Below are 25165 nucleotides of genomic sequence, written 5' to 3' on the forward strand. Positions count from 1 at the left end.
CGATCGTGGAGATTCGGGACGGCATGTGTCCCGAATCTCCACGACCTCCTAGGCCTCGTCGAGGAGATCCTCGATCAGGATGGGGATGTGCCGGACCCGGATGCCGGTGGCGTTGTGGACGGCGTTCGCGACCGCCGCCGCCATCCCGACGATGCCGATCTCGCCGAGCCCCTTCGCGCCCACCGAGTTGTGCAGCGTGTCCGGGTACTCGACGAAGTGGACGTCGACCTCGGGGATGTCCGCGTTCACCGGGATCAGGTAGCTCGCGAAGTCACCATTGGCGAACCGGCCGTTCTCCTCGACCTCCAGCCCCTCGTGCAGCGCGGCCGAAACACCCCAGATCATCCCGCCGAGGATCTGGCTCCGAGCCGCCGCCGGGTTGATGATCCGGCCGGCGTCGAACACCCCGAGCATGCGGGACACCCGGATCTCACGCGTCCACTTGTGCACACGGACTTCGCAGAACTGCGCGCCGAACGAGCTGAACGAATGTTTCGTCAGCTCCTCGCCGGGCGCCGACGAACCGGTCACGGACAACGACGAACGATCGAGTGCCCGAAGCAGCTCGCCGAAGGTCATCGTCCGCTCCCCGGCCTGCACGCTACCGTCCGCGTAAGCGACCTCCATACCCTCGAACGGCGCGCCGGGAGCGGACGCCAGTGCGAGCAGCTCGTCGATCGCCTTGGCCGCGGCGATCATGATGGCCGTGCTCACGCTCGCGGTCGCCGTGGAACCACCGGACATGCCTCCGGGCGGGAGGCTCGAGTCGCCCAGCCGCGGCACCACCCGATCCGGCGGAATGTCCAGAGACTCCCCGCCCACCAGGGAAAGCACGGTCAGCAGGCCCGTCCCGGGGTCCGCCCCGCTGGTCGCGACGACGGCGGTGTCGTCGGGCAGCAGGGTGATCCCGACCGTGGCCGGGAACCGCAGGGCGGGGAACATGGCGGTGGCCGTGCCCATTCCGACGAGCCAGTCGCCGTCCGTACGCCCCTGGGGTGCGCGATCCGCCCAGCCGAACCTGGCCGCGCCGACGCGGAAACACTCGTCGAGGTGCTTGCTCGACCATTGCAGATCCTTGCCGGGCGGAGCGGTCGAATTGTTCCGCTGCCGCAGCTCGATCGGGTCCATGCCCAGCGCGACCGCGAGTTCGTCGATCGCGCTCTCCAGCGCGAAAGACCCCGGTGCCTCGCCTGGCGCCCGCATGAAGGTGGTCGGTGGGAGGTTGAGCGGCACCATCTTCTGGCTGATGGCCAGGTTCCGGGTGGCGTACCACTCACGCGAGGTGCCGTGTGACGTCGGCTCGACGAACGACCGGTCCATATCCGTGCCGCACCACGAGTCGTGCCGCAGCGCGTTCAGCGTGCCATCGTGTTCCGCGCCGAGGGCGATCTTCTGTACCGTCCCGGCGCGGCCGGCGGTCGCGGTGAAGACCTGCTCCCGGCTGAGCACGGCCTTCACCGGTTTGCCCAGCACCTTGGCGGCCGCCGCGGCGAGGAACGCCGGGGTGGCGGTCCGGCCTTTGCCCCCGAACGCACCGCCGACGAAGGGATTCACCGCGTGCACCTCCGACGGCTCCGTGCCCAGGGCCATCGCCAGCTCCGCCGCCTGGATATCGGAACCCTGGTTGCCGCTGTAGACCGTCAGGCCGTCGGGCCCCCACACCGCGACCGCGGAATGCGGTTCCATCGCGGCGTGGTGCTGAGGCGCGGTGGTGTACGTGGCTTCGACGACCACCGGGCTCTCGGCGAGCGCGTCCTCGATGGACTCGACGCCCTCGGCGAGGATCGCGAGTGACGATGGGCCGCCCCTCCCGTCAGGGGCTTCTTCGGCCGAGGCAAGGCCGTCCTCCAAGGAGGTCAGGGCCGGCCTGGTCAGATAGGAGACCTCGACCAGCATCGCCGCGTCGCGCGCCTGCTCGTAGGTCTCGGCGACCACGAAGCCGATCGGCTGGCCGTAGTAGGTGACTTCCTTGTCCTGCAAGGGAACCCAGGTCTCACCCAGGAACGGCGTGGCCGGCGTGCGCAGCTCCAGCGGATCGAAGGGCGTGTACACGCCGATCACGCCGGGTGCGCCCTTCGCCGCCGTGACGTCCATCGTGTCGATCTCGCCATGGGCGATCGTGCTGAGCACGACGTAGCCGTGGACCAGTCCGGGGAAGGTGTGGTCCGCCCCGTACTCGGCCCGGCCGGTGACCTTCAGCGGCCCGTCCACCCGGCTGGTCATGAGTGGCTCCCCTCGGTCAGTTCGAGTAGCGCGCGGACGATGGTCCGCCGCAGCAACGACGGCTTGAAGCCGTTCCCGGACAGCGGCCGCGCGCCCTCGGCGGCGAGTGCCGCGGCGTCTTCGAAGGACGCGACCGTCGCGGGCGCGCCCCGCAGGGCCTCCTCGACCGCCGGCAGCCGCCACGGCACCGTGGCCACTCCACCGGCCGCGACCCGGGCGTCGACGACGCGGGTGTCCTCCACCCGCAGCGCGACCGCCGCGGAGCACAGCGCGAACTCGTAGGACTGCCTGTCCCGCACCTTGACGTAGGTGGAGTTCGACGCCCAGTCCAGCCGCGGTACCTCGACCTCGGCGATCAGTTCGCCGGGCCGCAGGTCGTTCTCGACCTCGGGGGTGTCGCCGGGCGTGCGGTAGAAGGAGCCCAGCTCGACGGTGCGGCTCCCGGTCTCGCTGACCAGGCGGAGCCGCGCGTCGAGGGCGACCAGTGCGACGGCGACGTCGCTGGCGTGGGTCGCCACGCACGAATCACTCGTGCCCAGCACGGCGTGCATCCGGTTGGCGCCGGAGATCGCCGGGCAGCCGCTGCCGGGTACTCGCCGGTTGCACGGCGTGGCGACGTCGCGGAAGTACGAGCAGCGCGTGCGCTGCATGAGGTTTCCGCCGATGCTGGCCATGTTCCGGATCTGCTGGGAGGCGCTGAGCAGCAGCGCACGGGAGATCGCCGGGTACACCCCGGGATGTCCGGCGATGTCGGCCATCCGCTCCAGCGCGCCGAAGCGGAGCCCGTCGGTGGTGTCGATGCCGCGCAGCGGTACCGCGTTGATGTCCAGCACCTGCCGCGGTGTCAGGACTTCGAGTTTCATCAGGTCGACGAGGCTGGTCCCGCCCGCCAAGAACGTGCCCGGCGAGCCGACCGCGTCTTCGACGGTCTCGGGGGCGAGCAGCTCAAAGGGACGCATCGGCCCTCCTCGCCTGCTCGACCGCGGCCACGATGTTCGGGTACGCCGCGCAGCGGCAGAGGTTGCCGGACATGAACTCCCGGACGTCCTCGACGCCTTGCTCGACGGCGGCGACGGCCGACATGATCTGCCCGGACGTGCAGAATCCGCACTGCAGGGCGTCCTGATCGACGAACGCCTGCTGAACCGGATGCAGTCCGTCCTCTGTGGACAGTGCTTCGACCGTGGTCACCGGCTGCTTCACGGTGGCGGCCAAGGTCAGGCAGGAGAGCACCGGCCGCCCGCCGACGTGCACCGTGCAGGCGCCGCACTGTCCTCTGTCGCAGCCCTTCTTCGGGCCTGTGACGGCGAGCCGCTCCCGCAGGGCGTCCAGCAGGGTCACCCCGGGATCGACACCGAGATGTTCCGTCCTGCCGTTGACTTCGAGTGAGATGTCCACTGGATCTCTTTCCGCAGATCGTCCGGGCGGGCCCGGACGGCGTAGGTTGAGGTGGTGGGAGTCCGTTCGCGATAGCCGAAACGGATATTCATCCGCTTCGAATTTCAAGTTAGCGGAACACCATCGGCTCGGCAAGGTCGATACCCGCGCTGGAGTCGCTCCAGGTGCGACGGGTTCCTCGGCTACATTCACCGGAGAACCAGATCGGTGGACAGGAGGGACGATGACGACGGGATCGGTCAATCCCCGGCGTGCGGACACCCGGCGCAACCACGAGCGCATCCTCGCCACCGCGGCGAAGTCGCTGGCCTGTTCCGGTGAGGTTTCGTTCAACGCCATAGCGAAACAGGCCGAGGTCGGCGTCGGCACGGTCTACCGGCACTTCCCCACGCCGGAGGCCCTCATCCTGGCGGTGTACCGGCGCGAGGTGCGCCAGCTCGTCGAGATCGTGCCGAGCCTTCTCCAGAAGCACCCGCCGGAGCAGGCGTTCCGGGTCTGGACGACCGACCACCTGGCGCACTACATGATGACCAAACGCGGCCTGGCCGACGCACTGCGCGTCGCGACCGCCTCACGAGGCGAGCTGCCCGCCGGGGCCTATCAGGACATGGTCGGCGCGGTCTCCACCTTGCTGCGGGCCAACGTCGACGCCGGCACCGTCCGGGCGGACCTGGAGCCCGAGACCGTCCTACGTGGACTGGGCGGACTGCTGTACCTGGACCCGAAAGGCGAATGGCGGCGCGACGTGGCGAACCTGCTCGACCTGCTGTGGCACGGAATGGGCACCGGCCGGGTCTGACGCGTGCGTCACGGCCGGGGAATGTTCCGGAGGTTGGCCCTGGCCAGGTCGATCATCCGGCCGACCCCGCCTTCGAGGACGACCTTGCTCGCGGCCAAGGCGAACCCGCCGAGCTGACCGGCGGTGATATGCGGCGGGACCGACAGCGCGTTCGGGTCCGTCACGACGTCGACAAGTGCGGGCCCGTCGTGGCTCAGCGCTTCCTTGAGGGCCGCGCGCAGGCGGGTCGGATCGGTGACCCGCTCGGCGCGCAGGCCCGCACCACTGGCGATGGCGGCGAAGTCGACCGGACGGTGGTCGGTCTGGTAGTCGGGCAGGCCGTCCACCAGCATCTCCAGTTTCACCATGCCCAGCGAGGAGTTGTTGAACGTCACGATCTTGACCGGAAGGTCGTGCAGGGCAACGGTGAGCAGTTCGCCGAGCAGCATGCCCAGCCCTCCGTCGCCGGACATCGACACGACCTGACGACCTGGATAGGCGAACTGCGCGCCGATGGCGTGCGGCAGCGCGTTGGCCATCGTGCCGTGCAGGAACGACCCGATCACCCGGCGCCGACCGTTGGGGGTGAGATACCTGGCCGCCCAGACATTGCACATGCCGGTGTCCACGGTGAAGATCGCGTCGTCCGCGGCGAGCTCGTCGAGCAGATCCGCGGCGAACTCCGGGTGGATGGGCACATGCCGTTCGACGTTGCGGGTGTAGGCGTCGACGACCTGTTCCAGTGTTTTGCAGTGATCACGCAGCATGCGGTCCAGGAACGTCCGGTCGGTCTTGCGCCGCAGGAGCGGCTGCACGGCGCGCAGGGTCTCCCGCACGTCGCCGTGCACCGCCAGTTCCAGCGGTGTGCGCCGGCCGAGCCGGGTCGCGTCGTGGTCGATCTGCACGGTCCTCGCCTGGGGAAGGAAGGAGTCGTAAGGGAAATCGGTGCCGAGCAGGACCAGTAGATCCGCGTCGTGCATGGCCCGGTAGCAGGCGCCGTAGCCGAGCAACCCGCTCATCCCGACGTCGTAGGGATTGTCGTACTGGATCCATTCCTTGCCCCGCAGGCTGTGCCCGACCGGTGCCTGCACGGTCCCGGCCAGCTCCATCACCTCCGCGTGCGCCCCGCGCACCCCGGCACCGGCGAACAAGGTGACGGTCTCGGCGTCGTTGATCAGCTCGGCGAGCCGTGCCACCTGAGGTTCCGGTGGCACGATCGTCCCGTGCTCGGTGACCGGCGCCCCAGTGCCGGTGGGCGCGACGGCGTCGAGGTGCGCGACGTCGCCGGGCAGCACCAGTACCGAAACCTCGCCGCGGGACACCGCGTGCTGCATGGCGATCCGCAGCACCCTCGGCATCTGTGCGGGCCCGCTGATCTGTTCGCAGTAGCCGCTGCAGTCGACGAACAGCCGCTCGGGATGGGTCTCCTGGAAGAACCCGGTCCCGATCTGGCCGGACGGGATGTGCGAGGCGAGCGCGAGCACCGGGGCGCCGGTGCGGTGCGCGTCGTAAAGCCCTTGCACCAGATGGGTGTTGCCGGGGCCGCAGCTGCCCGCGCACACCGCGAGCCGTCCGGTCAGCTGGGCCTCGGCGGCCGCGGCGAAGGCACCGGCCTCCTCGTTGCGGACATGGACCCACTCGATGCCCGGGGTGCGGCGGATGGCGTCGACGACGGGGTTGAGGCTGTCCCCGACCACGCCGTAGATCCGTTCCACCCCGGCCTGCACCAGGACCTGGACGAACTGCTCGGCGACGTTGGGCTTGGCCATCGGGACCCCTTCGATGCTTCGGCGGCGGACACCCTCATGATCCACGTCCGGCCCCCGCCTCGCAGGTTCTATTGAGAGGTAAGTCAAACGTGTCGTGCTCGTGGGCGAGGCTGAAGGCACTGGTCGTGAGTGGCGTTTCGGGTTAGAACCCGAAACGCCACTCACGACCACCTGTACCGACCCACGCCACCTTTGCCTTACCCCTCGAATAACCAGGGCGCCTTAGGTATCTACGTGGATTCGGGTTGCGGGGCGATCAAGGACCGCCCGTTCTAGCCGAGCTCGGCCGAGGAACCGACGACGACCGCGTAGAGATCACCGATCGTGGCGAGCGCCGCGCGGTGCTGGTCCGCGGCGGTCACCGGACCGGCGACGGAAGGGAGCGCGCGTGTGGCGCAGGCCGCGGCCACAACGGTCGGGTTGTTCCCGCGCAGGAACGCGCCTTCCGCGGTGAACGTGACGCACATATGGGTCATGAACCCGGCCACCACGACGTCTTTGTGCCCGGCGGCGTCCACCAGCTCCCCCAGGCGGGTCCCGACGAAGGAGTTCGGCGCGGTCTTCACCACGACCTCCTCGCCAGGGCCGGGGGTGACACGCTCGTGGATGCGGCCGATGTCCTGCCGGAGGTCGTACGGGCTGCCCTCGCCGCCGTCGTGCATGACGTGGATGACCGTCGCACCCTCGGCGCGAGCGCGCGCCAGCAAGGTGGCCGCTTCGTCGAGCGCCACCTCCCAGCCGTCGAGTTCCATCACGCCGCGGGTGTAGGTGTTCTGGTAGTCGACGAGGATCACGGTCGCGTCCGAGAGCGTCGCGGGGGTCGTCGGCAAGGTGCTGATTTCGCGGAGCGTGGTGCTGGTCATCGTGTGTTCCTTCGCTTTCCGGTCGGTACGGTTACCATGATCGCTGACCCGATTCGATGGTGAGATACGGATTCGGGTCAGCCGTGGCCGGGATCGGCCGATATTCGCGGGAAGGGATCGATGAACGCTCCGAGTGTGGCCGTCCTGGCGTTCCACGGGATCAGCCCGTTCCATCTCGCCGTGCCGTCCTTGGTGTGGGGACCCGAATCCCCGGCGGGCGACATGGAACCGTGGCCGATCACGGTCGCCGCCGTCGAAGCGGGCAGGCTCGCCACGAGCGCCGGCTATTCGATCGACGTGCCCGCCGGCCTCGGCGCGCTCGCGGAGGCCGACATCGTCGTCGTGCCGTGGTGGTCCGACCCGGAGACCTCGACGCCTTCACCCGTGGCCGCCGCGTTGCGAGCCGCACACGAACGCGGAGCCCTCGTCGTCGGGCTCTGCCTGGGGGTTTTCGCCCTCGCGGACGCCGGCATCCTCGACGGGCGTGCCGCGACCACCCACTGGAAATGGGTCGAAACCTTCCGGAGGCGCTTCCCTTCGGTGGAGCTGCGCCCCGAAGAGCTGTACGTCGACGAAGGCGACATCGTGACCGGCGCGGGCGCGACCGCCGGGATCGACACCTGCCTTCACCTCCTCGCCCGCACGGCCGGGCAGGCCGTCGCCAACGGCGTCGCCCGCCGGATCGTCGCCGCGCCGCACCGTCCCGGCGGCCAGGCCCAGTTCATCGAGCTTCCCGTACCCGCCGCCGACGAGGATCCGCTCACCACCGTGATGAACTGGGCACAGTCCCGTCTGGACGCGCGGCACAGCATCGACGACCTCGCCACCCGGGCGCATATGAGCCGAAGCACCTTCACCCGCTCGTTCCGCGCCCGCACGGGGACCACCGTCCACAGCTGGCTTGTCGCGCAACGCCTCGCGCGGGCACGCCAACTTCTCGAGACGACAGGGCTCGGCATCGACGCGGTCGCCGCGCAGTCCGGGTTCGGCACGCCTGCCCGTCTTCGCGAGCACTTCGCCACCGCGCTGGGCACGACACCGACGCGCTACCGGGTCGAGTTCTCCGCCCCGGGTCCGGCACCCGGACCGCGGTAGCCGGGAGAAATCCTTTTCCTGCCGCTCACGGGAAAGTGGAATCATTAATTCCGCGAACCAGCGGGACTGCGTGCGCGCCCGGAAAGAGCCGTGTCCCCGCACTCGCCATTGCGCGCCGGTGAATAGCTCACCCCCGAGGGTGAGCTCAATCGAGTGCATTGTCCGGCGGAACTGGATCGAAGAAGCCGCTCCGGGGCAAGATGACCGGGCACGAAGACCGGGACGACGGAGGACCATGTGGAGCTGTGCGGAACCCCCATCTTCGACTCGCTGGTCGAGGAGACGAGAAGGGCGGCCGCCGGAAATGGCACGCTCCCCCGCGAGGACAATTCCGAATCGAGCGAACCACGCGTGGGTACCGGCGAGGAAAACAAATGACGATCATCCGACACTGTGAACGTTCCGAATAGCCGCCGCCGATTCTCAGCCTGTTTCAGATGAATGCGCGTCACCGGGAACACCGGCGGAATTCTGTAGATCGTCGAGCAATCCCAGCTGGCCGGTGATGACCCCGGTCAGGATCCCGCGAGCGACGGCGAGCAGTTCGGCGACCGACGGACTGGTCAAGGAGTAGGAGACGGTCGTACCTTCCTTGCGCGGCACCACCAGGTTGGCGCGCCGCAGGACGGCGAGCTGCTGAGACAGGTTGGCGGGCTCGATACCGAGGTCGGCGAGCAGCTCCGAGACGTGGTGCTCCCGCTCGCTGAGAAGTTCGAGCACGCGGATCCGGACGGGGTGCCCCAGCGTCTTGAAGAGCTCCGCCGTCGCCTGATACAGGGGACTGTTCATCGGCATCCCTTCCCCGCGGGTCCCGCCGTCCGCACAACCTGATCGTGCCCGATTTCCGGAGCCGCCGAACCTCGGCCCGCACCGTTCGGGCAGGACCACACCCGATCAGGGCATAAAAACGTCCATAAATTGCATGTTTATGCAAGTCTGCATATCAGAGAAGGTGAGAACACCTGTGAGTCACGGCATGCGGGATTCCGCGAGCCTCTTGTCGTTCCCCCGGCCCGCCACGAGGTGCGGACGGTGACCACCCGCCACTCCATCCCCACCGCGGCCACCCGGGCCCACCTCGCCCTCGCCGCGCACGCGGCGGAACTGGCCGATCTCGCCGCGAACGCCGCCCGGGTCGAGGCCGACGCGGAGCAGGACGCGTGCTCGACGCGGGATCATTCCGGGCTGATCGGGATGGCGCAGCAGATCCTCGAAGCGGCGGTGGTCGCCGCACGGCTCGACGGGAAGACCTGGCAGGAGATCGCGTACAGGCTCGACGGAGCTACACCGCGGTCCGTGCGGACCCGATACTGGCCTTCGGTCGCGCGGTTCCGTGCGGATCCCTTTCCGTCACAGGACTCGCGCCGCGACGGCGTGCCCGAGCACACTGAGCAGACCGCATTCCGCCTGCGCAGGCTGCCGACCCCGGAACAGCGACCTGACGCCGAGCCGGCGTCCGAACCGGCCCGTTCGCCGACCGGGCACCTCGCCCTGGTCACGATCCCGGCCGAACAGGGCGACGACGAAGCCGCACGGGAGCCGACGGCCGCGGACGCGCGGCTGAAGATCGCGGAAAGGCTGGTCGCCGCCTATGAGCGGATCGCGACCAACGACCGGCAGCCACCGCAATGGATCCTCGACGGGCTGGCCCACGCCCGCCGCACGGCCGCGGAACTCCGTGCTCACACGGGCGCGCCGCCTGAATGACTCTCGGCGGGAAGCTACACCGACGTCGCGAGACCGGCTTCGCGGTCGAAGTCGTGCTCGTCCTCGGTCTGCGTCCGCGCCACCATCTTCGCGACCAGGTCGAAGATCGGCGTGGCTTCCTGCGGGAAGGTCACGCTCTGCTGGTTCGCGCTCTCGGCGATCATGAACCGCTACTCCTCAGGGGTGATGAATACAGCGACCGTTCACACTAACGGCCGCGCCGTGATGACGGGCCGTATTCGGGGTTTTCGGTCGAACGTCACTGAAGTCACCGGATGCGGACGTCGTGGTGCCGGACGGACTCAGGAGTCCTTCGCGGACACACGATCGCCGGATATCTCGTGCTCACGCCTGGTGAGCACCAGTGGAGCACCTTCGGTGATGGCCACCGTGTGCTCGGAATGAGCCGTGCGTGAACCGTCGGCCGAGCGGATGGTCCAGCCGTCGTCGTCGAAGACGATCCGGTCGGTCGTGCGGGCGAACCAGGGTTCGAGCGCGACGGTGAGTCCCGGCTGGAGCTTCAGGCCACGGCCTGCCTTGCCCTTGTTGGGAATGTGGAGTTCCTCGTGCATGGTGCGGCCGATGCCGTGGCCGCCGAACTCGGTGTTCACCGGATAGCCGTAGGCGCGGGCGACCGCCCAGATGGCCGCGGAGATGTCGCCGAGACGGTTGCCGGGACGTGCGGCCTCGATCGCCGCCTCCAGTGCTTCCTCGGTGGCACGGACGATCCGCAGGTCCTCTTCCGCGGGCGTTCCGACGATGACCGTGCGCGCCGAGTCGGCCGCCCAGCCGTCGATCTTCACCGCGAGATCCGCGGTGAGCACGTCACCGTCGCGCAGCGTGTAGTCGTGGGGCAGGCCGTGCAGGACGGCGTCGTTGACCGCCAGGCAGATGACGTTGCGGAACGGGCCTTTGCCGAAGGACGGCGCGTAGTCCCAGTAGCAGGACTCCGCGCCGCGTCGCTGGATCATGCCGCGTACGTGGTGTTCCAGGTCCATCAGGTTGACGCCCACGTCCGCGAGGTCGCCGACCTCGGTGAGCACTTCGGCGACGAAACGCCCGGTCACGTGCATACGCTCGATCTCGGCGGGCGTCTTCAGTTCGATCATCGGATCCTCGCGTCACAGGTTGGTATTATTATACCGGAACCCTAGCAGGTGGCGGTATAATAATACCAACTCCCTCCCGTCAGGCGACCGGAGAAGGGCTGCCCAGCCGTCCGTCGTGCACTTCGACGATCCGGTCCACCGCGGCGAGATGCACCCGATCGTGCGTGACCAGGACGGTGGCGGTGGACCGCTCGCGCGTCAGGCAGGCGATCAGCTCGATGACCGCGGCGCCGCGGTCGTGATCGAGGGCGCTCGTCGGTTCGTCGATCAGCAGTACGGTCGGTTCGTTCATCAACGCGCGCGCGATGTTCACCCGCTGTCGTTGACCACCGGAAAGCTGATGCGGGCGACGTCCCGCCTGCGCCGCGAGCCCAACGGCATCCAGCAGGTCCATGGCCACACCGCGTGCCCCGCCCGCGGAGCGGCCGTCGATCCGGGCCATGACCTGAAGCTGTTCGGCGGCTGTGAGGGCGGGCAGCAGATTCGGCTGCTGGAAGACGATCCCGATCTTGCGGCGGCGGAGTTCGGTGAGTTCGCCGCGGGTCAGGCCGGTGGTCGTGGTGCCGTCGATGGTGACGGTCCCCTGGTCCGGGGTGATGAGGGTTGCCGCGACGGCGAGCAGGCTGGACTTCCCGGAGCCGGAGGGCCCGGCGACGGCGGTGATCGTGCCCGGCGGGACATCCAGCGTGACGTCGTCGAGTGCGGTGAGGCGGGCGTCGCCGTCGGGATAGGTGAGGGTGACGCCGGTCAGGTTCAGGCTCATCGGGCACTCCCCAGTGCGGTCAGCGGGTCGACGGAAGTGATGCGGCGGACGGAAAGCGCCGCACCCAGCGCGCCGAGCAGGATCATCACGGCGGACGGCACGAGCACGGTGGCCGGAGTCAGCAGGAAGGGCACGGCGGAGCCGGCGACCGCCGTGCCGAGCCCGACGGCCAAGCCGGTTCCGATGGCGGTGCCGCCGACGAGAAGGACGACGGCCTGGCCGAGCGCGTCCTTCAACAGGAAGGCGGTGCTCGCCCCCAGCGCCTTGAGGACGGCGATGTCACCGCTGCGCTGGATGGTCCACACGGTGAAGAAGGCGCCGATCACGAGGGCGGAGATGGCGAACAGGAAGCCGCGCATCAGTTGCAGCGAACCGTTTTCGGACGTGTAGGAGCCGATCGCGGACAGCGAGTCGCTCTTCGAGACCGTCGCCGTGCCGGCGGCGAGGTCCGTGGCCGCGAGATCGGCGTCGGCCGTGGTGGTCAGCGCGAGCACCGTCGCGCTCGGCTCGCCGCCGGTGGGTGGCGCCGTCTTCGCCCAGACGGCGAGGTCCGTCCAGATCACCGGTGTGTGGCTGAACCAGGCGTCCCCCGTCACGGTGGCGACCGTCAGCGGGCGCCCGGTCACGGTGATGGTGTCCCCGCTCCGGACGCCCAGATCATCGGCGGCGGACGTCGACAGCACCACCGAGTCGCCGGTGATCCTTCCGCCGTCCGGGGCGAGCGCCGAACCGGGCCGGACCCCGAAAACGGAGATCCCGGCGCTTCGGCCGCCCGTGGTGGCCTTGGTGGTGGCTATGCCCAGCGGTTCGACGGCGGTGACGCCCGGCGTCTCGGCCCACTGCCGTCGCTGTGTTTCGGTGACGGCGGAATTGGCGTAGGAGAGGCTTTGCCCGGCGCCGGGGGCGGCGAAGACGATCTTGTCCGCGGGCAGGCCGGTGATCGCGGAGATGTTCTGCTCGCCCAGCCCCGCGGTGAGCCCGGACAACAGGCCGACCAGCAGGGTGATCAGCACGACGACGGCACCCATCAGGGCGAACCGTCCTTTGGCGAATCTCAGATCTCTCCAGGCGACGAACACGGCTCGGGTCTGTCCTCTCGGGGCGGGTGGGCTGGCTACCTCTCCACGATCGCCGCCGGTGACCGCGCCGGCATCCGGCCGGAGATGGCACTTCGCCCGCCGTAAGACGGCACGCCGCCTCTACCTTTGGATAGAGGCGCGCGCCGATCCCGCTCCGTAATCTGGACGCACTGTGACCGCCGCGCCCGCTTTGACCCCGACCAGCCGGGTGCTGACCTGGTGTCTGCATCTGCTGCTCGTCGCCCTGCTCGCACTCGCCGCCGTGCGGGCGGTGGCGGACGGCTCATCCGAAGCGGGAGCGATCGTCGCGGCGGCAGTGACGTGTGCCGTGGTGTACGCGGCCGGCCCACTGCTGCCTCGCGTCCGGACGTCCCGGCGGGCCGCCCTCTGGTGGCTGGTCGCGGTGGGCCTCGTCTGGCTGGTGCTGTTGGTGCTGACCGCCGACGGCGTCTGGGTCGCCTTCCCGCTGTACTTCCTGCAGTTGCATCTGCTGCCGCGCCGTCAGGGGCTGGTCGCGGTGATCGTGACCGTGCTGGCGGCGATCACCGCGTTCACCGCCCACCAGGGTGCCTTCGTTCCGGCGGCGGCGATCGGACCGGCGCTCGGCGCAGCTGTCGCGGTCGCCGTCGTCTGGGGTTATCAGGCGCTGTACCGCGAAAGCGAACGACGCCGGGACCTGATCGAGGAGCTCACCGCCACCCGTGCCGACCTAGCCGAAGCCCAGCACGAGGCGGGAGTGCTCGCCGAGCGGGAGCGGCTGGCCCACGAAATCCACGACACCCTCGCCCAGGGACTGTCGAGCATCCAACTTCTGTTGCGTGCCGCGGAAAGGACGCTGCCCGATACCGCGGGGAACGCCGCCCGCTACGTCGAACAGGCTCGTCAGGCCGCCGCGGACAACCTCGCCGAAGCCCGCCGGTTCGTCGTCGCCCTGTCTCCTCCCGCACTCGACGACACCACGCTGGCCGACGCACTGGACCGGCTGTGCGCCACCACCAGCGCCCGGCACCGGATCACCGCACGCTTCCGTCTCTCAGGCGACGTCGTTCCGCTGCCGACCGCGTACGAGGTCGCGTTGCTGCGCATCGGCCAGGCGGCCCTGGCGAACACCGTCCGGCACGCCGACGCGTCCACCGCCGACGTCACCTTGAGCTACGGCGGCGAGCACGTCACCCTCGCCGTCGTCGACGACGGTGTCGGCTTCGATCCGGAACACAGCGGCTTCGGGCTCACCGCGATGCGTACCCGGATCGAAGCGCTGAACGGAAGCCTCACCGTCGAGTCCTCCCCCGGCCACGGCGCCACCGTGTCCGCGCGACTGCCCAAGGAAAGCACGTGACCGAACCCCCGATCCGGCTCCTGCTCGCCGACGACCACCCCATCGTCCGGGCGGGACTGCGTGCCGTACTGGAAACCGAACCAGGTCTCGTCGTCTCGGCCGAAGCCTCGACCGCCGAGGAAGCGGTGGCCCGAGCCGCCGAAGGCGACATCGACGTCGTGCTGATGGATCTGCGTTTCGGCTCCGGGATGACCGGCGCCGAGGCCACCGCGGCGATCACCGCGCGGCCGGACGCTCCCCGCGTCCTCATCGTCACCACCTACGACACCGACGCGGACACGTTGCCCGCCATCGAAGCGGGCGCCACCGGTTATCTCCTCAAGGACGCGCCTCCCGAGGATCTGGCCGCCGCCGTGCGGACCGCCGCCGCCGGGCGCACCACGCTCGCCCCGACCGTCGCCGACCGGCTCATGAACCGGATGCGGATGCCCGCCACCGCACTGACGCTGCGCGAGATCGAAGTCCTGGTCCTGGTCGCGGACGGCCTGTCCAACCGGGCCATCGCGGACCGCCTGCACCTGACCGAGGGCACGGTGAAGTCCCATCTGGCCCGCAGCTACACCAAACTCGGCGTCGATTCGCGCACCGCCGCCGTCGCCACCGCGACGGACCTCGGCCTGATCCGGCGCTGACCTGCCTGGACTCCGCGAGGGTCTCGTGGGTGGTGGAAGATCCGACGCGACCACGACTGTCCACAAGGGACTTCAGAGGCGTAGGAGGCTACCGCGCACTTCACGGGCTTCCGCCAGTCGAGCGTGTCGCGAAAGCCACTTTCGGGACCTCAGGCGTCGCGAAAGTGGCTTTCGCGACGTGGGCGGCGGCGAGGTGGTCGTGAGTGGTCGGGTGAGTGTGTTGCGAAAGCCACTTTCGCAACCTTGAAGGTTGCGAAAGTGACTTTCGCGGCATCGTTACCGAGGCCCGATGTCACACGCCGAGTGGATCAGTGCCCGAGGACTCCGCTGACCTCGTTCGGCGTTCCCGGGATCGTCCCGGTCGCGGTCTTGGTCCCGGACGCGAGGTCCACCGAGTGGATCTCCTTCTTGCCGGGATCGGTGACGTAGGCGGTTCCGCCCCGGACGAAGATCGCCGGACGCGGCTGCTGCCACTCGATCGGCTCCTGCCAGGTGCCGATGACGGCGATCTTCCGCTGCACCGCACCGCTCACCGGGTCGATCACGTGGATCTGGCCGTCGGTGCCCAGCACCAGGGCCTCCCCCTGCGGCCCGCGGGCCAGCGACCGGAAGGTGTAGCTGGTCCCGATGTCGACGTGCTTGAGCGTGGCCTTCTCGGTGTCGATCAACGAGATGCGGCTCGGGCGTTCGAGCTCGGCCGCTTCGTCGACCTTGTAGTCGCCCAAGGTGATCGGCGAGACGTCCGAGCCCGCCTGGTTGCCGATGCGACCGTAGGGATCCGGGCTCGTCACCTTGGTGATCACGCCGTTGCGGTAGATCAGCGCACCGGTCTGGCAGCCGACCACGACCGCTTCACCGCGCGCGGCGGCCTCACCGTGCACGCCGGGGCACTGCTCGTTACGCGCGATCTCCTTCTTGTCCTTGTCCAGCACCACGATCCCGGACCGCTTGTCCTTGTCGCCGACGGTGGTGAGCAGTTCGCCGTTCGCGAGTTCGACGGCCACGCCGTGATGCGCCTCGGGCGTCTTGTACTTCGGCGCGGGGAGCGCCGCGGTGCCGATCGTCTTCGGGTCGAAGACGGTCACTTCACCGGTCCCGTCGGCGAACAGCACCGTCTTGCCGGCGTGCCGGACGACATGTCCCGGCTTGGCCGCCTTCACCTCGTTGTCCGTGAGCACTGCGCCGACGGCGTCGAGGACCCGGAATCCGGTGGAGGTCGAGACCAGGAGGTGCCGGTCGTTCCCGGCGGGGTTGAGGCGGTTGAAGCCTTCCAGCGGAAGGTTCTTGGCCACCTTCAAGGTCTTCCCGTCGAGCAGCACGATCCCGCCGTCATAGGTGACGGCCACCGGATCGGCGACGACCGATGCCGGAGCCGCGTCCTTCGCGGGTTCCGCCGCCGGCTGTTCGGTCCCGCAGGCGGCCAGCGCGAGCGTGCTCGCCGTCGTCGCCATCAGCGCGAGATATCGGGTCTTCCGTGCCATTTTCCTGTGCCTTTCGTCTGTTCCGGTCAGGAACGGGTCAAACCGGTGGTGATCGATTCGGTGTTGGCGCGCATCATTTCCAGATAGGTGGCCGCGCCCTGGCCTGGTTCACTGAGCGATTCCGAGAACAACGGGGCCACCTGGACGTGCAGCCCGGCCTGTTCGGCCAAGACCCGGGCGAGCCGGTCCGGTTGCGAGGAATCGGCGAAGATCACCGGCACTCCCGCCGCGCGGACGGTGTCGGCGAGGGCCTTCAGATCCGAGGAGCTCGGTGAGGCGAGCGTGGTTCCGCCGGGGATCACCGCTCCGACGACCTGGAACCCGAACCGCTGGGCCAGGTACCCGAACACGTGGTGATTCGTGACCAGTTTCCGGCGTTCCGGCGGAATCCCGCCGAACTTCTCGGCCATCATCTTGTCGAGTGCCTCGATCTCCCCGCGATAGCGTTCGGCGTTGGCGCGGATCACCGCTTCGTCGACCCCGTCGACATGGGCGACGACCTCGTCCGCGATCGCCTTCACCGCGTCGCGCACCCGTGCCGGATCCGTCCAGAAATGGGGATCGGGCTTGTTGTCGGCATAACTGATCGGATTCGCCCGCTCCCCGGCGGGCAGCGCCGGTACGCCGCTTTCCTCCGCTGTGCGGACGGTGCGCAGGATTCCCTCTTCGAGCCCGAGTCCGTTGTAGACGATCAGGCCGGCACGTTCGACCTGGGCGGCCTGCTGCGCGGAGATACCGAAGGAATGCGGGTCCGCGTTCGGCTTCATCAACACCGTCACCTCGGCCCGATCACCGACCACGGCACGAGTGATATCGCCGAGGATGTTCGTCGTGACGACGACCGACTTGCCGCCCCCGCCGGTCCCGGAGCAGCCGGCCGCCGCCAGCAGCGCCACCACGAAGAGGGCGAGTACGCGGCGCCTCATCGGCCGGTCTCCACGATATGGCCCGCCTTGCCGCCGACCTTCAGGGTCCTGGCGCGCCGAAGGTTGTCGTTGTAGTCGATTTCGTACACCTCGGCCGAGAGCGGGTTGTTGATGTAGGCGCGCGTGGAGTCGACCTGGATCGACGGAACATCGGCGGCGGTCGCCTCCGGGGTCAGGAGCGGGATGGCCGTCTGTTCCTTGCCGGCGCCGTCGAAGGAGCGCAGCTTTCCGTCCCGGGCGAGGACCAGCAGCGGGCCGCCCTCCCCGACGGCGTTCACCGCGGCGACCGGGCCGGTCTCGACGTGCTGCCAGCTACGGCGTCCGACGTCCAGTGACCACACCGCGGTCTCCCCCGCCCGCGCCGCGAGCGTGGAGCTTCCGGGCCGGTGGAAGAAGGCCGTGGCGCGTTCTTGCGCGGTGACAGTGCGTGGGTACGGGATCTTCGTCCCGGCGAACGTGCCGTCCTTTTCGGTCACCAGCAAGGCGCCGTCCGCGCAGCCAAAGACGACTCCGCGCCTCGTCACGGCCTGCCCCTGCAGCTCAGGGCACGGCTGGTCGATCTCCGCCACGGCTTTGCCCTGGCGGTCGTGGACGCGCACACCGCGGGCGAGCGGCTTTCCGGCGTCGGCCACCGTGGCGATGATGTGCCCGCCGTACGGGATCGCCACACCCGCGTGGGGCTCACGCGTGATCTTTCCCAACTCGGTCACGGAACCCTTGTCCAGCGCGGCCCGGTCCAGCAACGTCGCCGAACCGTCCGAATAGGACAGTGCGGTGACGGCGGGATCGCTGTAGGCCGCCAGGGGTTCCTTGCCGGGCGCGACGCCGACATCCCGGACCTTCGCCCGGTAGTAGTGGACGTGGTCACCGTGGTCGACCATCCACGAGCCGCTGTCGATCACCCGGGTCGTGCCGTCGCGGGCGGTCAGGTAGCCGAAGCGGCCGTCACCGGTCACAGCTCGCACTCCGTCGACTCGCCCGACCTCGTGCACCTCTTCGGTGATCAGGTCGACGACGCGTACGGCGCCGGTGTCCGTGTCGGCGACGATCAGCCGCGACTGCGCCTCGGCCGCCTCCTCGGCGCCTTCGACGTAGCCGTGCGGGACTTCCGCGGTCACCTCCTTCGGCTGCTCCGAGCCGCACGCCGCCAGGGTCAGCGCCGCGACGACGACCGTCACTGCTTTCAGTTTCATCGTGAGCTCTCGATCTCCGGTGTCAGGGAACGGAATCGCTGTCGTACGAAGGACAGGAACGCGGAAAGGAAGAACAGGAGGACCGCGCCGGCGGCGATGGTCGCGCCCGCCGCGGTGCCCCAATGCCAGGACACGAGCAGGCCACCGGCCGTGGCGGCGATGCCGAGCAGCGCCGCGATGAGCATGATCGTGGTGATCCGCCGCGACCAGAAGAGCGCCGCCGCGGCGGGGGCGATGAGCAGCCCGAACACCAGCAACGTCCCCACGACGCGGAACGACGCGACGATCGTCAACGTGACCAGCCCGAGCAGCACCGCGTTGGCCAGGCGTGGCCGAAGCCCCAGTGTGTGCGCTTTGCGGACGTCGAAGGTGAGCGCGGTGAACGAACGATGTCCCGCCAGCGCCACGGCCCCCACGACCAGGAGGGTGATCGCGAGGCCCACCAGGTCACTCGATCCGACGGCGAGCACGTCGCCGAACAGGAAGCCGGTGAGATCGACCGCGAACGACCGCGAGTGGGACACGATGATCACGCCGCTCGCGAGCATGCCGACGAAGAGCAGCCCGATCGTGGTGTCCTCGGACAACCGCCGCGAACGGCCGAGCGCGGTCACGCCGAGCGCCATCACCCCGGCGCTGATCGCCGCGCCGATCAGCAGGTTCACGCCGGTCAGCGAGGCAATGGCCACGCCCGGCAACATGCCGTGCGACATCGCGTCGCCGATGAAGGCCATCCCGCGCAACACCACCCAGGTGCCCACGACGGCGCACACCGCCGAAACGAGCACTCCCGCCACCAGCGCACGCTGCACGAACGACACCTCGAAGGGGATCAGCAACCACTCCACGCGTCACACTATAGTGGTAATGATTGTCATTATCTGAAAGAGGTGTCGATGACCCCGGACACAGCGGCGCTCACGATCGACCGCGCGCACGCCCACTACGGCTCTCGCGAGGTGCTGCGCGGGATCACCGCCCGGGTCCCGTCGGCGCGGCTCACCGCCATCGCCGGCGCGAACGGAGCGGGGAAGTCGTCGCTGCTGAACCTCGTCGCGGGCGTGCTCCCGCCGACCACCGGCTCGGTGACCCGGCGAGACCCGGGGCGGGTCGCCTACGTGACCCAGCAGAGCGAGGTGTCGCGGTCGCTGCCGATCACCGTCCGCGCCACCGTCACGATGGGGCGGTGGGCGCACCGCGGCCACTGGCGGCGACTGTCCAAGACGGACCGGAAGATCGTCGCGGAATGCTTGGAGCTACTGGAGATCACGTCGATCGCGGACCGGTTGATCGGCACGTTGTCCGGCGGGCAACGCCAGCGGGCACTGGTCGCTCAAGGGTTGGCCCAGCAAGCCGGGCTACTGCTGCTCGACGAGCCATCGGCCGGGCTCGACCTGCACGCCCGCGGCCTGATCGAAGAAGCCCTGCGCGCCACCCTCGCCGGTGGCACGACCGTCCTGCGCGTCACGCACGATCTGGAGGTGGCGGGCCGGGCCGACCACTGCCTGCTGCTCCAGGACGGCCGGCTCGTCGGCGAAGGCGAACCGGCGTCGGTGCTGACCCCGGAACGCGTGGCGGAGGCCTGGGGCCTGCCGGCCCGAATCCAGGCACCCGATCGCGCCGATTCCCGCTAGGGTGCTCCGGTGGAAGCGACCTGGCGGCGCATCATGGCCTTGCTGTCCGAACACGCACCCGCCATCGCGCGCGAAATCCGGCCTCCGGCGCCGGCCGCGCACGTCGCGCGCCTGCGAGATCGCGTCGGCCTCGAACTCCCACCCGAGCTGCTCACCTGGTGGGCCCTCATGGACGGCGTCGACGACGAGCGCGTGCGCGGAGCCGAAGACCTGATCCCGAAGGGCTACCTGCCCCTGTCGGTGGCGCGAGCCGAGGAGGAGTACGCCAGGCAGTCGCGGTACCCGGACCCTGGCTGCTGTAACCCGGCAGGAACACACCACAAGCAGGCGGGCCAGGACGGATTCCCGTACTGCACGGCGAACCTCCCCATCGGCCGGGCCATCGACGGAGGCCTGCTATGCGTCGACCTGCGGGCAGGCGAGCACCACGGCTGCGTGATGGAGTGGTACGCCAGTGAAGGGATCTATCGGTCCGACTGGGCGAGCGTGGCCGAGATCCTCGACGAGATGGATGAGCGGCTCAGCCGGCCTTGACCCGCGAAAGCCACCGCACGGTGACGTCCAGCGCCTCTTCCGCCGAGTCCCCGAACCCGTGTCCCGCGCCCGCCAGAGAATGCCAATCCGTCCCGGCCCGCGCCAGGGCCGTTTCCCGCGCGATCTCGTGAGAAACGTGCTCGTCCCCCGAACCATGGACGACCAGCGCGGGCATCCTGGACGCCAGGAAGGCGCCCCTCGGGTCGAGGCGGGCGAACTCCTCGAACAGCGCCGCGCCCAGTTCGAACCGGCCTTCGATGTCCAGAAACCCGTTCTGTGCCAACGAAGCACGATCCGAGTACAACGCGATCCCCCTGGGCAGCTCCGGCTCCAGGAAGGTCCGCCGCAGGTCGAGCACCGGCTGCCAGAGCACCACCCTTCGCACAGGCAGCGACGCCAGCGACAGTGCCGTGCTGACGGCACCGAAGCTCGACGCCACCACCGAAACCGGCCCGTCCACCGCGGCGCGCAGGTCCAGGAGTTCGCCCGCGACGGTCATGTCCCTCGGCCGCCCGTCACTACGGCCGTGCCCGCGGAAGGAGAACCTCAGCACCGTGAATCCCGCGGCGGCGAGCCTCGGCGCGAGCTCGGTGAAGAGCCCGTTCTCGTCGAGGTCCGCGGTGATGCCGTGGACGAGCACGACCGTCTCCGGGCCGCCATCGTGCCGGACGCTGTCGAGCCGGAGCCCGTCGGACGTCGTGATCACAGGTACAGCACCGCCGTGAGCACCATGCCGCCCAAACCGACCAGCCAGGTGTACGGCAGCGTCGAGACCATCGCGCGTTCGGGACGCACTCCGGCGTACTGGGACGCCCACACGGTCTGGGTGCTCGTGGGGTCGGAGACGCTGAACACCTGGTTGTAGGACGCCATCAGGCCGACGACGGCCGGAAGCGGGTAGATGCCGCCGGTGACCAGCACGCCCGCGACACCGGCGCCGAGCCCGAACACGTTGAGCGGGCCGCGGAACAGGCACAACGGGACCAGCGCCGCGAAGACCACGACGAACCACACCGCCCCGGACGGGCTGATCGCCGCCACGATCGGCGTCAGCGCGCCCTTCGCGCCGGGGAGTTTCACGGCGGCCAGCAGCATCCCGATCGCGACGAACAACACGATCGGCGGCGCCGCGACGTCGAACGCCTTGTACAGCGAGCGCAGGCCACGTCCGCTGAGCTCGCCCCATTTCGTCGTCGTCACGAGTGCGTAGACCACCCCGGCCAGCAGGGACGGCACGATCGGCACCGCGAACCCGAGCGCGAGCACGATGGGCAACAGTGGCGAAAGCAACGCGTACCAAGGTGCGTCGCCGCGGCGCACGCGCGCCTTCGGCCGCTCCAGTTTCACCGCCCACGTGTGCCGGGCGCCGTGCCGCGTCTGGATGAGGACGTAGGCGATGCCCACGACGAGCGCGAGCGGGAACAGCTTGATCATGATCGACTTCACGTCGAAGACCGGCGCGCCCAGCGCGTCGGACAGGAACTGCCACACGGCCAGTTCGAGCGGTGCTCCCGCCGAGATGCCCATCAGCACCGTGCCACCAGCGGCGACCGGACTGACTCCGACGGCGATCATCGCGGGGATGCCGACGACGCCCGCGAGCATGGCCGCCGGAGCCGAACCGGTGATGCTGCCGCACAGGATCGACACGGCGAACACGCCGAGCGCGACGACCGACGGCCGTTCCCCGCCGAACTCGACGATCTTCCGCACGAGGGTGCCGGCGATACCGGTCTCGTCCATGAGTGTGCCGAGCCAGGAGCCGAGCAGGACGGCGATCATCGTGGACGCCAGCGTCGCCGAGCCCGTCTGGAGCACTCCGGTCAGGATGCTGTCCTTCGCGCCCGTCAGGGGCGCTCCGGCGAGTACGGCGATGCCGAGCGCGAGCAGCACCAGCGCGAACGCCGTGGGCAGCACGCGGGTGAGCATGAGCACGACGCCCACCGCCATCAGGACGAGAATCGCGATTCCCATGGTCAGTTCCCTCCCGCGAGCGCGGTGGTGATGAGCAGCGGACTGACGGCCAGGCCGCTGCGAAGGTGAGCGAAGCGGTGCGCGGCGATCTCCTCCGCGCCGGCGACATGGCCGCGCAGGCGCAGCGGCCCGAGCCGGAACGCGGTATGCCCGAGCCGCCGGTTCAGCTCGCGCACGTCGAGCCGGTGGTGGGCGAGTTCGTGTGCCACGGCGGCCCGGCGCAGCGCTTCCCGGGTGATCGGCCATCCGCGTGCTCGTGCCAGCTTTTCGACTCGGCGCAAGGCGTCGGTGTACACGACGACGGAGCCGCGCTGATGCTCGGCGAGCACCAGTTCACGGTCGCTGACGCCGTCTTCGCGCTCCACGACCTGGACGTCGCCGGAATCGTCGCCCTCGGCCAGTTCGTCGCCGTAGGCCAGCGCGATCTCCGCCCAGGTACGTAGCTGCCCGTCGGACCGGTTCTCGTGGGTGGGCGTCGCGCGCAGCAGGCCGACGGCCAGATCGAGGTCGCTCATCGGCGATCCTGGAGGATCACGACGACCGGCTCGTCACTCGCGCGGGTCTTCAGTTCGGCCCCGGCCAGCGCGAGCAGCTGGTCCCGGTCGAGCACGCCGGACAGGTCCGCGATCTTGGGTCCCACCAGCAACCACACCGCCGGAGCGCGGGAACCGCCGTCGCCGTACCGGGTGTGCTGATCGGCGAGCGTTGCCAGCCGAGCCTGGGCGGCACCGGCGTCGGAGGTCTCGACGACAGCCCCGGCACCGTGCAGCCGGATCACGCCTTCGCCGTCGACGACCCGCACATGCTGGACCGGTTTCGTGAACCGGCCGAGCACACCTTGCCGCCGGGCCGACGCGGCGAAGACCCGGTGGTGTGCCGTGCTCGCGACGCGCCTCAACCGATCAGGTCCGACACCGATGCTGCGCGCGACGGCGGTTCCGACCGCCTCATCGTCCACTGTGGACGATCGATCCTTGGTGCGCAGCTCGGTCGCGCCGGTGGCGACCGCGCGCACCAGGTTGCGCTGCGGGTCGACCGTCACGTCGACCTCGACACCTGCCGGGTCGGCACCCTGCGCCACGACGGCGGCCTCGGCCTCGGTCCGTACGGCGAGGACGTCGGCGTTGGTGGGGCTGGGCACGATCCGCTCGACCGACTCCCGGACCAGTGCCAGCGCGGCGCCGAGCGGGCTGATCACTTCCGCGTGCGCGGCGATCCGCCATTCGTGCCCGGAATCCTCGCCAAGGAACGGGGTGACCGCGGCCGCGCCGCCTCCGCCGCCGACGAGGGTCGGCCGATCCAGCCGATACTCCCGGATCAGTTCGTCGACGACCGCGCGCACCGGCTTCACCGCCCGGCGCATCACCGTCCGGGCGGCTTCCTCACCCGACGTGCCCATCGCTTCGGCAAGCGGCGCCAGCGCCAGGCGCGCGGATTCCGCCTCCGAACGCGCGTAGGAATCGGCGGGCACGATGCCGAGCGCGTTGGCGGCACACGTCAGCGTGAGCGCGTACCGCTTGCCGTCGGCCGTTTCCAGCGCGACATAGTCACTCGGATCGTCCGGCCGTGGGGAGACGGTGATCAGTTTCGCTCTCTCCAGCGCCGAAGCGGGCGCGAAACACGCGTACGGCAGGCCCGCGATATGCGCGCTGCGTGGGCCGACGTCGGTCACGGCGCGTCCGGAGAACCGGATCAGGGAACCGCCGCCGATACCGATCGTGCGCACGTCGAGGGCGGGCAGGTACGTCTCGTGTCCGCCGAGATGGGCGTGCCGCACAAGCACTCGCCCGCGACGGACCACGCTGATGTCGGTCGACGTGCCTCCGGTTTCGAGGAACAGCCCTTCGCTGAGCTTCTCCCCCATCAACGCGCCGGCGACTCCCGCGGCGGGCCCGGACAACGCCGTCAGCAGCGGCCTTCGACGCATTTCCGGCAACGACATGACCCCGCCGTCGCCACGCACCACCATCAACGGCGCGGTCACGCCGGCCCGTCGCACACTCGACTCGACCAGATCGGCGGTCGTCACCATGCGCGGCATGATCCCCGCGTTCAGCACCGCGGTGCGGGCGCGTTTCGTGAGCCCGTACAGGCCGGTGATCTCGTGTGTGGCCGTGGCGAGCACGTCCCGCTCCCGTGCGGCGGCCGCCACCGCCCGCTCCCCCGCCGGATCGTCCACACTGAACGGTTCGACGGCGACGATCACCTCCGCCCCCTGGCGGACCAGATCCTCGACGGCTTCGCCCGCGCCGGAGAGCTCACGCACCGGCGCGAACCGCACCGGGAGTTTCCGCCCGGGTGCCAGCTCCATTTTCGCGAAGGCCGCGAGCCGCCGGGTGGCGAACGCGTCGAAACCGGTGCCCACCCCGGCGATCCCGACCGTCGCCACGTCGCCTTCCAGCAACGCGTTGGTCGCCTGGGTGGTGCCGTGCGCGAGGAACGACACGTCCTCCGCGCCGATGCCGACGTCGGCGCGGAGCTTTTCCAATGCCTCCAGGATCCCGTGTGCGACGCCGTCTTCGTGGTCATGGCTGGTCGGGACCTTGACCTGGCCGAGCAGGGCGAATGTGCGGGCGTCGACGGCGACGGCGTCGGTGAACGTGCCGCCGACATCGATGCCGACGCGGACCGGAGTGGGCTTGGACGTCATCGTCCACCTCCTGGTGAA

The 25165-nt window shown here is 69.5% G+C and carries 25 protein-coding genes; 7 read left to right on the plus strand and 18 right to left on the minus strand.

The genetic code is table 11. From position 1 onward, the window contains the following. Window positions 1-48: 48 nt before the first annotated feature. From ACZ1DY_RS22600 to ACZ1DY_RS22610, 3 genes are read right to left on the minus strand one after another with little or no spacing between them, the layout of a single operon-like run. Window positions 49-2223 (minus strand): xanthine dehydrogenase family protein molybdopterin-binding subunit, encoded by a 2175-nt coding sequence (locus tag ACZ1DY_RS22600; protein WP_465480735.1) that lies wholly within the window; start codon window positions 2221-2223, stop codon window positions 49-51. Next, window positions 2220-3182 carry an FAD binding domain-containing protein gene (locus ACZ1DY_RS22605; RefSeq protein ID WP_465480736.1) on the minus strand — a complete coding sequence of 321 codons (963 nt, stop codon included), beginning with the start codon at window positions 3180-3182 and terminating at the stop codon, window positions 2220-2222. Before ACZ1DY_RS22605 ends, ACZ1DY_RS22600 begins: the two co-directional genes overlap by 4 nt. Further along, complete coding sequence (locus ACZ1DY_RS22610; RefSeq protein ID WP_192744218.1) at window positions 3169-3621, minus strand: (2Fe-2S)-binding protein; 453 nt, start codon at window positions 3619-3621, stop codon at window positions 3169-3171. The genes ACZ1DY_RS22605 and ACZ1DY_RS22610 overlap by 14 nt, the downstream gene beginning before the upstream one ends. Window positions 3622-3844: 223 nt before the next feature. Between ACZ1DY_RS22610 and ACZ1DY_RS22615 the strand changes: the two genes are divergently transcribed. After that, entirely contained in the window at window positions 3845-4420 is a 576-nt protein-coding gene (locus ACZ1DY_RS22615; protein ID WP_257486548.1) for a TetR/AcrR family transcriptional regulator, read from the plus strand. Window positions 4421-4428: 8 nt separating this feature from the next. Here ACZ1DY_RS22615 and ACZ1DY_RS22620 read toward each other — a convergent pair whose 3' ends face one another. Both ACZ1DY_RS22620 and ACZ1DY_RS22625 read right to left on the minus strand, forming a co-directional pair. After that, entirely contained in the window at window positions 4429-6168 is a 1740-nt protein-coding gene (locus ACZ1DY_RS22620; RefSeq protein ID WP_257486547.1) for a pyruvate dehydrogenase, read from the minus strand. Between the two features lie 272 nt (window positions 6169-6440). Next, window positions 6441-7031 (minus strand): isochorismatase family protein, encoded by a 591-nt coding sequence (locus ACZ1DY_RS22625; protein ID WP_465480737.1) that lies wholly within the window; start codon window positions 7029-7031, stop codon window positions 6441-6443. Window positions 7032-7151: 120 nt separating this feature from the next. Here ACZ1DY_RS22625 and ACZ1DY_RS22630 point away from each other — a divergent pair, with 120 nt between their 5' ends. After that, window positions 7152-8126 (plus strand): GlxA family transcriptional regulator, encoded by a 975-nt coding sequence (locus ACZ1DY_RS22630; protein WP_465480738.1) that lies wholly within the window; start codon window positions 7152-7154, stop codon window positions 8124-8126. A 423-nt stretch (window positions 8127-8549) separates the two neighbouring features. Here ACZ1DY_RS22630 and ACZ1DY_RS22635 read toward each other — a convergent pair whose 3' ends face one another. Next, complete coding sequence (locus tag ACZ1DY_RS22635) at window positions 8550-8915, minus strand: ArsR/SmtB family transcription factor (RefSeq protein WP_192744209.1); 366 nt, start codon at window positions 8913-8915, stop codon at window positions 8550-8552. Window positions 8916-9158: 243 nt separating this feature from the next. On the opposite strand from ACZ1DY_RS22635, the gene ACZ1DY_RS22640 reads away from it, so the two are divergent. Beyond that, on the plus strand, window positions 9159-9833 hold the full coding sequence (locus tag ACZ1DY_RS22640; protein ID WP_465480739.1) for a hypothetical protein: 675 nt from the start codon (window positions 9159-9161) through the stop codon (window positions 9831-9833). A gap of 14 nt (window positions 9834-9847) precedes the next feature. On the opposite strand, the gene ACZ1DY_RS22645 is transcribed toward ACZ1DY_RS22640, so the two are convergent. The 4 genes from ACZ1DY_RS22645 to ACZ1DY_RS22660 all read right to left on the minus strand — a co-directional run bounded on the left by ACZ1DY_RS22645 (window position 9848) and on the right by ACZ1DY_RS22660 (window position 12784). Then, window positions 9848-9997: a hypothetical protein gene (locus ACZ1DY_RS22645; RefSeq protein WP_185927105.1), complete on the minus strand. Its 150-nt coding sequence runs from the start codon at window positions 9995-9997 to the stop codon at window positions 9848-9850. A 138-nt stretch (window positions 9998-10135) separates the two neighbouring features. Beyond that, window positions 10136-10942, minus strand: a complete 807-nt coding sequence (map, locus tag ACZ1DY_RS22650; protein ID WP_126733055.1) for a type I methionyl aminopeptidase — start codon at window positions 10940-10942, stop codon at window positions 10136-10138. Between the two features lie 79 nt (window positions 10943-11021). Then, on the minus strand, window positions 11022-11705 hold the full coding sequence (locus tag ACZ1DY_RS22655; protein ID WP_465480740.1) for an ABC transporter ATP-binding protein: 684 nt from the start codon (window positions 11703-11705) through the stop codon (window positions 11022-11024). Continuing rightward, on the minus strand, window positions 11702-12784 hold the full coding sequence (locus ACZ1DY_RS22660) for an ABC transporter permease (RefSeq protein WP_465480741.1): 1083 nt from the start codon (window positions 12782-12784) through the stop codon (window positions 11702-11704). The genes ACZ1DY_RS22655 and ACZ1DY_RS22660 overlap by 4 nt, the downstream gene beginning before the upstream one ends. A 172-nt stretch (window positions 12785-12956) precedes the next feature. Here ACZ1DY_RS22660 and ACZ1DY_RS22665 point away from each other — a divergent pair, with 172 nt between their 5' ends. Both ACZ1DY_RS22665 and ACZ1DY_RS22670 read left to right on the plus strand, forming a co-directional pair. Continuing rightward, window positions 12957-14123, plus strand: coding sequence for a sensor histidine kinase (locus ACZ1DY_RS22665; RefSeq protein ID WP_465480742.1), 1167 nt, complete (start codon window positions 12957-12959; stop codon window positions 14121-14123). Continuing rightward, window positions 14120-14755 (plus strand): response regulator, encoded by a 636-nt coding sequence (locus ACZ1DY_RS22670; protein WP_126733059.1) that lies wholly within the window; start codon window positions 14120-14122, stop codon window positions 14753-14755. The genes ACZ1DY_RS22665 and ACZ1DY_RS22670 overlap by 4 nt, the downstream gene beginning before the upstream one ends. Before the next feature lie 308 nt (window positions 14756-15063). On the opposite strand, the gene aztD is transcribed toward ACZ1DY_RS22670, so the two are convergent. Genes aztD through aztB form a run of 4 tightly spaced genes read right to left on the minus strand, consistent with a single transcriptional unit; the run spans window position 15064 to window position 19203 of the window. Further along, window positions 15064-16236 (minus strand): zinc metallochaperone AztD, encoded by a 1173-nt coding sequence (gene aztD, locus ACZ1DY_RS22675; protein ID WP_465480743.1) that lies wholly within the window; start codon window positions 16234-16236, stop codon window positions 15064-15066. A 26-nt stretch (window positions 16237-16262) separates the two neighbouring features. Beyond that, a complete protein-coding gene (aztC, locus tag ACZ1DY_RS22680; RefSeq protein WP_465480744.1) occupies window positions 16263-17162 on the minus strand; it encodes a zinc ABC transporter substrate-binding protein AztC in 900 nt (299 codons plus the stop codon). Next, window positions 17159-18355: a hypothetical protein gene (locus tag ACZ1DY_RS22685; protein WP_465480745.1), complete on the minus strand. Its 1197-nt coding sequence runs from the start codon at window positions 18353-18355 to the stop codon at window positions 17159-17161. Before ACZ1DY_RS22685 ends, aztC begins: the two co-directional genes overlap by 4 nt. After that, on the minus strand, window positions 18352-19203 hold the full coding sequence (gene aztB / locus ACZ1DY_RS22690) for a zinc ABC transporter permease AztB (protein WP_465480746.1): 852 nt from the start codon (window positions 19201-19203) through the stop codon (window positions 18352-18354). Before aztB ends, ACZ1DY_RS22685 begins: the two co-directional genes overlap by 4 nt. A 48-nt stretch (window positions 19204-19251) precedes the next feature. On the opposite strand from aztB, the gene aztA reads away from it, so the two are divergent. Both aztA and ACZ1DY_RS22700 read left to right on the plus strand, forming a co-directional pair. Then, window positions 19252-19989, plus strand: coding sequence for a zinc ABC transporter ATP-binding protein AztA (gene aztA / locus ACZ1DY_RS22695; protein WP_465480747.1), 738 nt, complete (start codon window positions 19252-19254; stop codon window positions 19987-19989). A 9-nt stretch (window positions 19990-19998) separates the two neighbouring features. Continuing rightward, window positions 19999-20523, plus strand: coding sequence for an SMI1/KNR4 family protein (locus ACZ1DY_RS22700; protein WP_257486535.1), 525 nt, complete (start codon window positions 19999-20001; stop codon window positions 20521-20523). Here the strand turns inward: ACZ1DY_RS22700 and ACZ1DY_RS22705 are convergent. Genes ACZ1DY_RS22705 through ACZ1DY_RS22720 form a run of 4 tightly spaced genes read right to left on the minus strand, consistent with a single transcriptional unit; the run spans window position 20510 to window position 25147 of the window. After that, window positions 20510-21229: an alpha/beta fold hydrolase gene (locus ACZ1DY_RS22705; protein ID WP_465480748.1), complete on the minus strand. Its 720-nt coding sequence runs from the start codon at window positions 21227-21229 to the stop codon at window positions 20510-20512. The two genes, ACZ1DY_RS22700 and ACZ1DY_RS22705, sit on opposite strands and share 14 nt — an antisense overlap. Continuing rightward, a complete protein-coding gene (locus tag ACZ1DY_RS22710) occupies window positions 21226-22497 on the minus strand; it encodes a transporter (protein ID WP_465480749.1) in 1272 nt (423 codons plus the stop codon). The genes ACZ1DY_RS22705 and ACZ1DY_RS22710 overlap by 4 nt, the downstream gene beginning before the upstream one ends. Before the next feature lie 2 nt (window positions 22498-22499). Beyond that, window positions 22500-23012 (minus strand): hypothetical protein, encoded by a 513-nt coding sequence (locus tag ACZ1DY_RS22715; RefSeq protein ID WP_465480750.1) that lies wholly within the window; start codon window positions 23010-23012, stop codon window positions 22500-22502. Beyond that, window positions 23009-25147, minus strand: a complete 2139-nt coding sequence (locus tag ACZ1DY_RS22720; protein WP_465480751.1) for a hydantoinase/oxoprolinase family protein — start codon at window positions 25145-25147, stop codon at window positions 23009-23011. Before ACZ1DY_RS22720 ends, ACZ1DY_RS22715 begins: the two co-directional genes overlap by 4 nt. Window positions 25148-25165: the final 18 nt, after the last annotated feature.

It is taken from the genome of Amycolatopsis sp. PSD-21 (assembly GCF_055561455.1).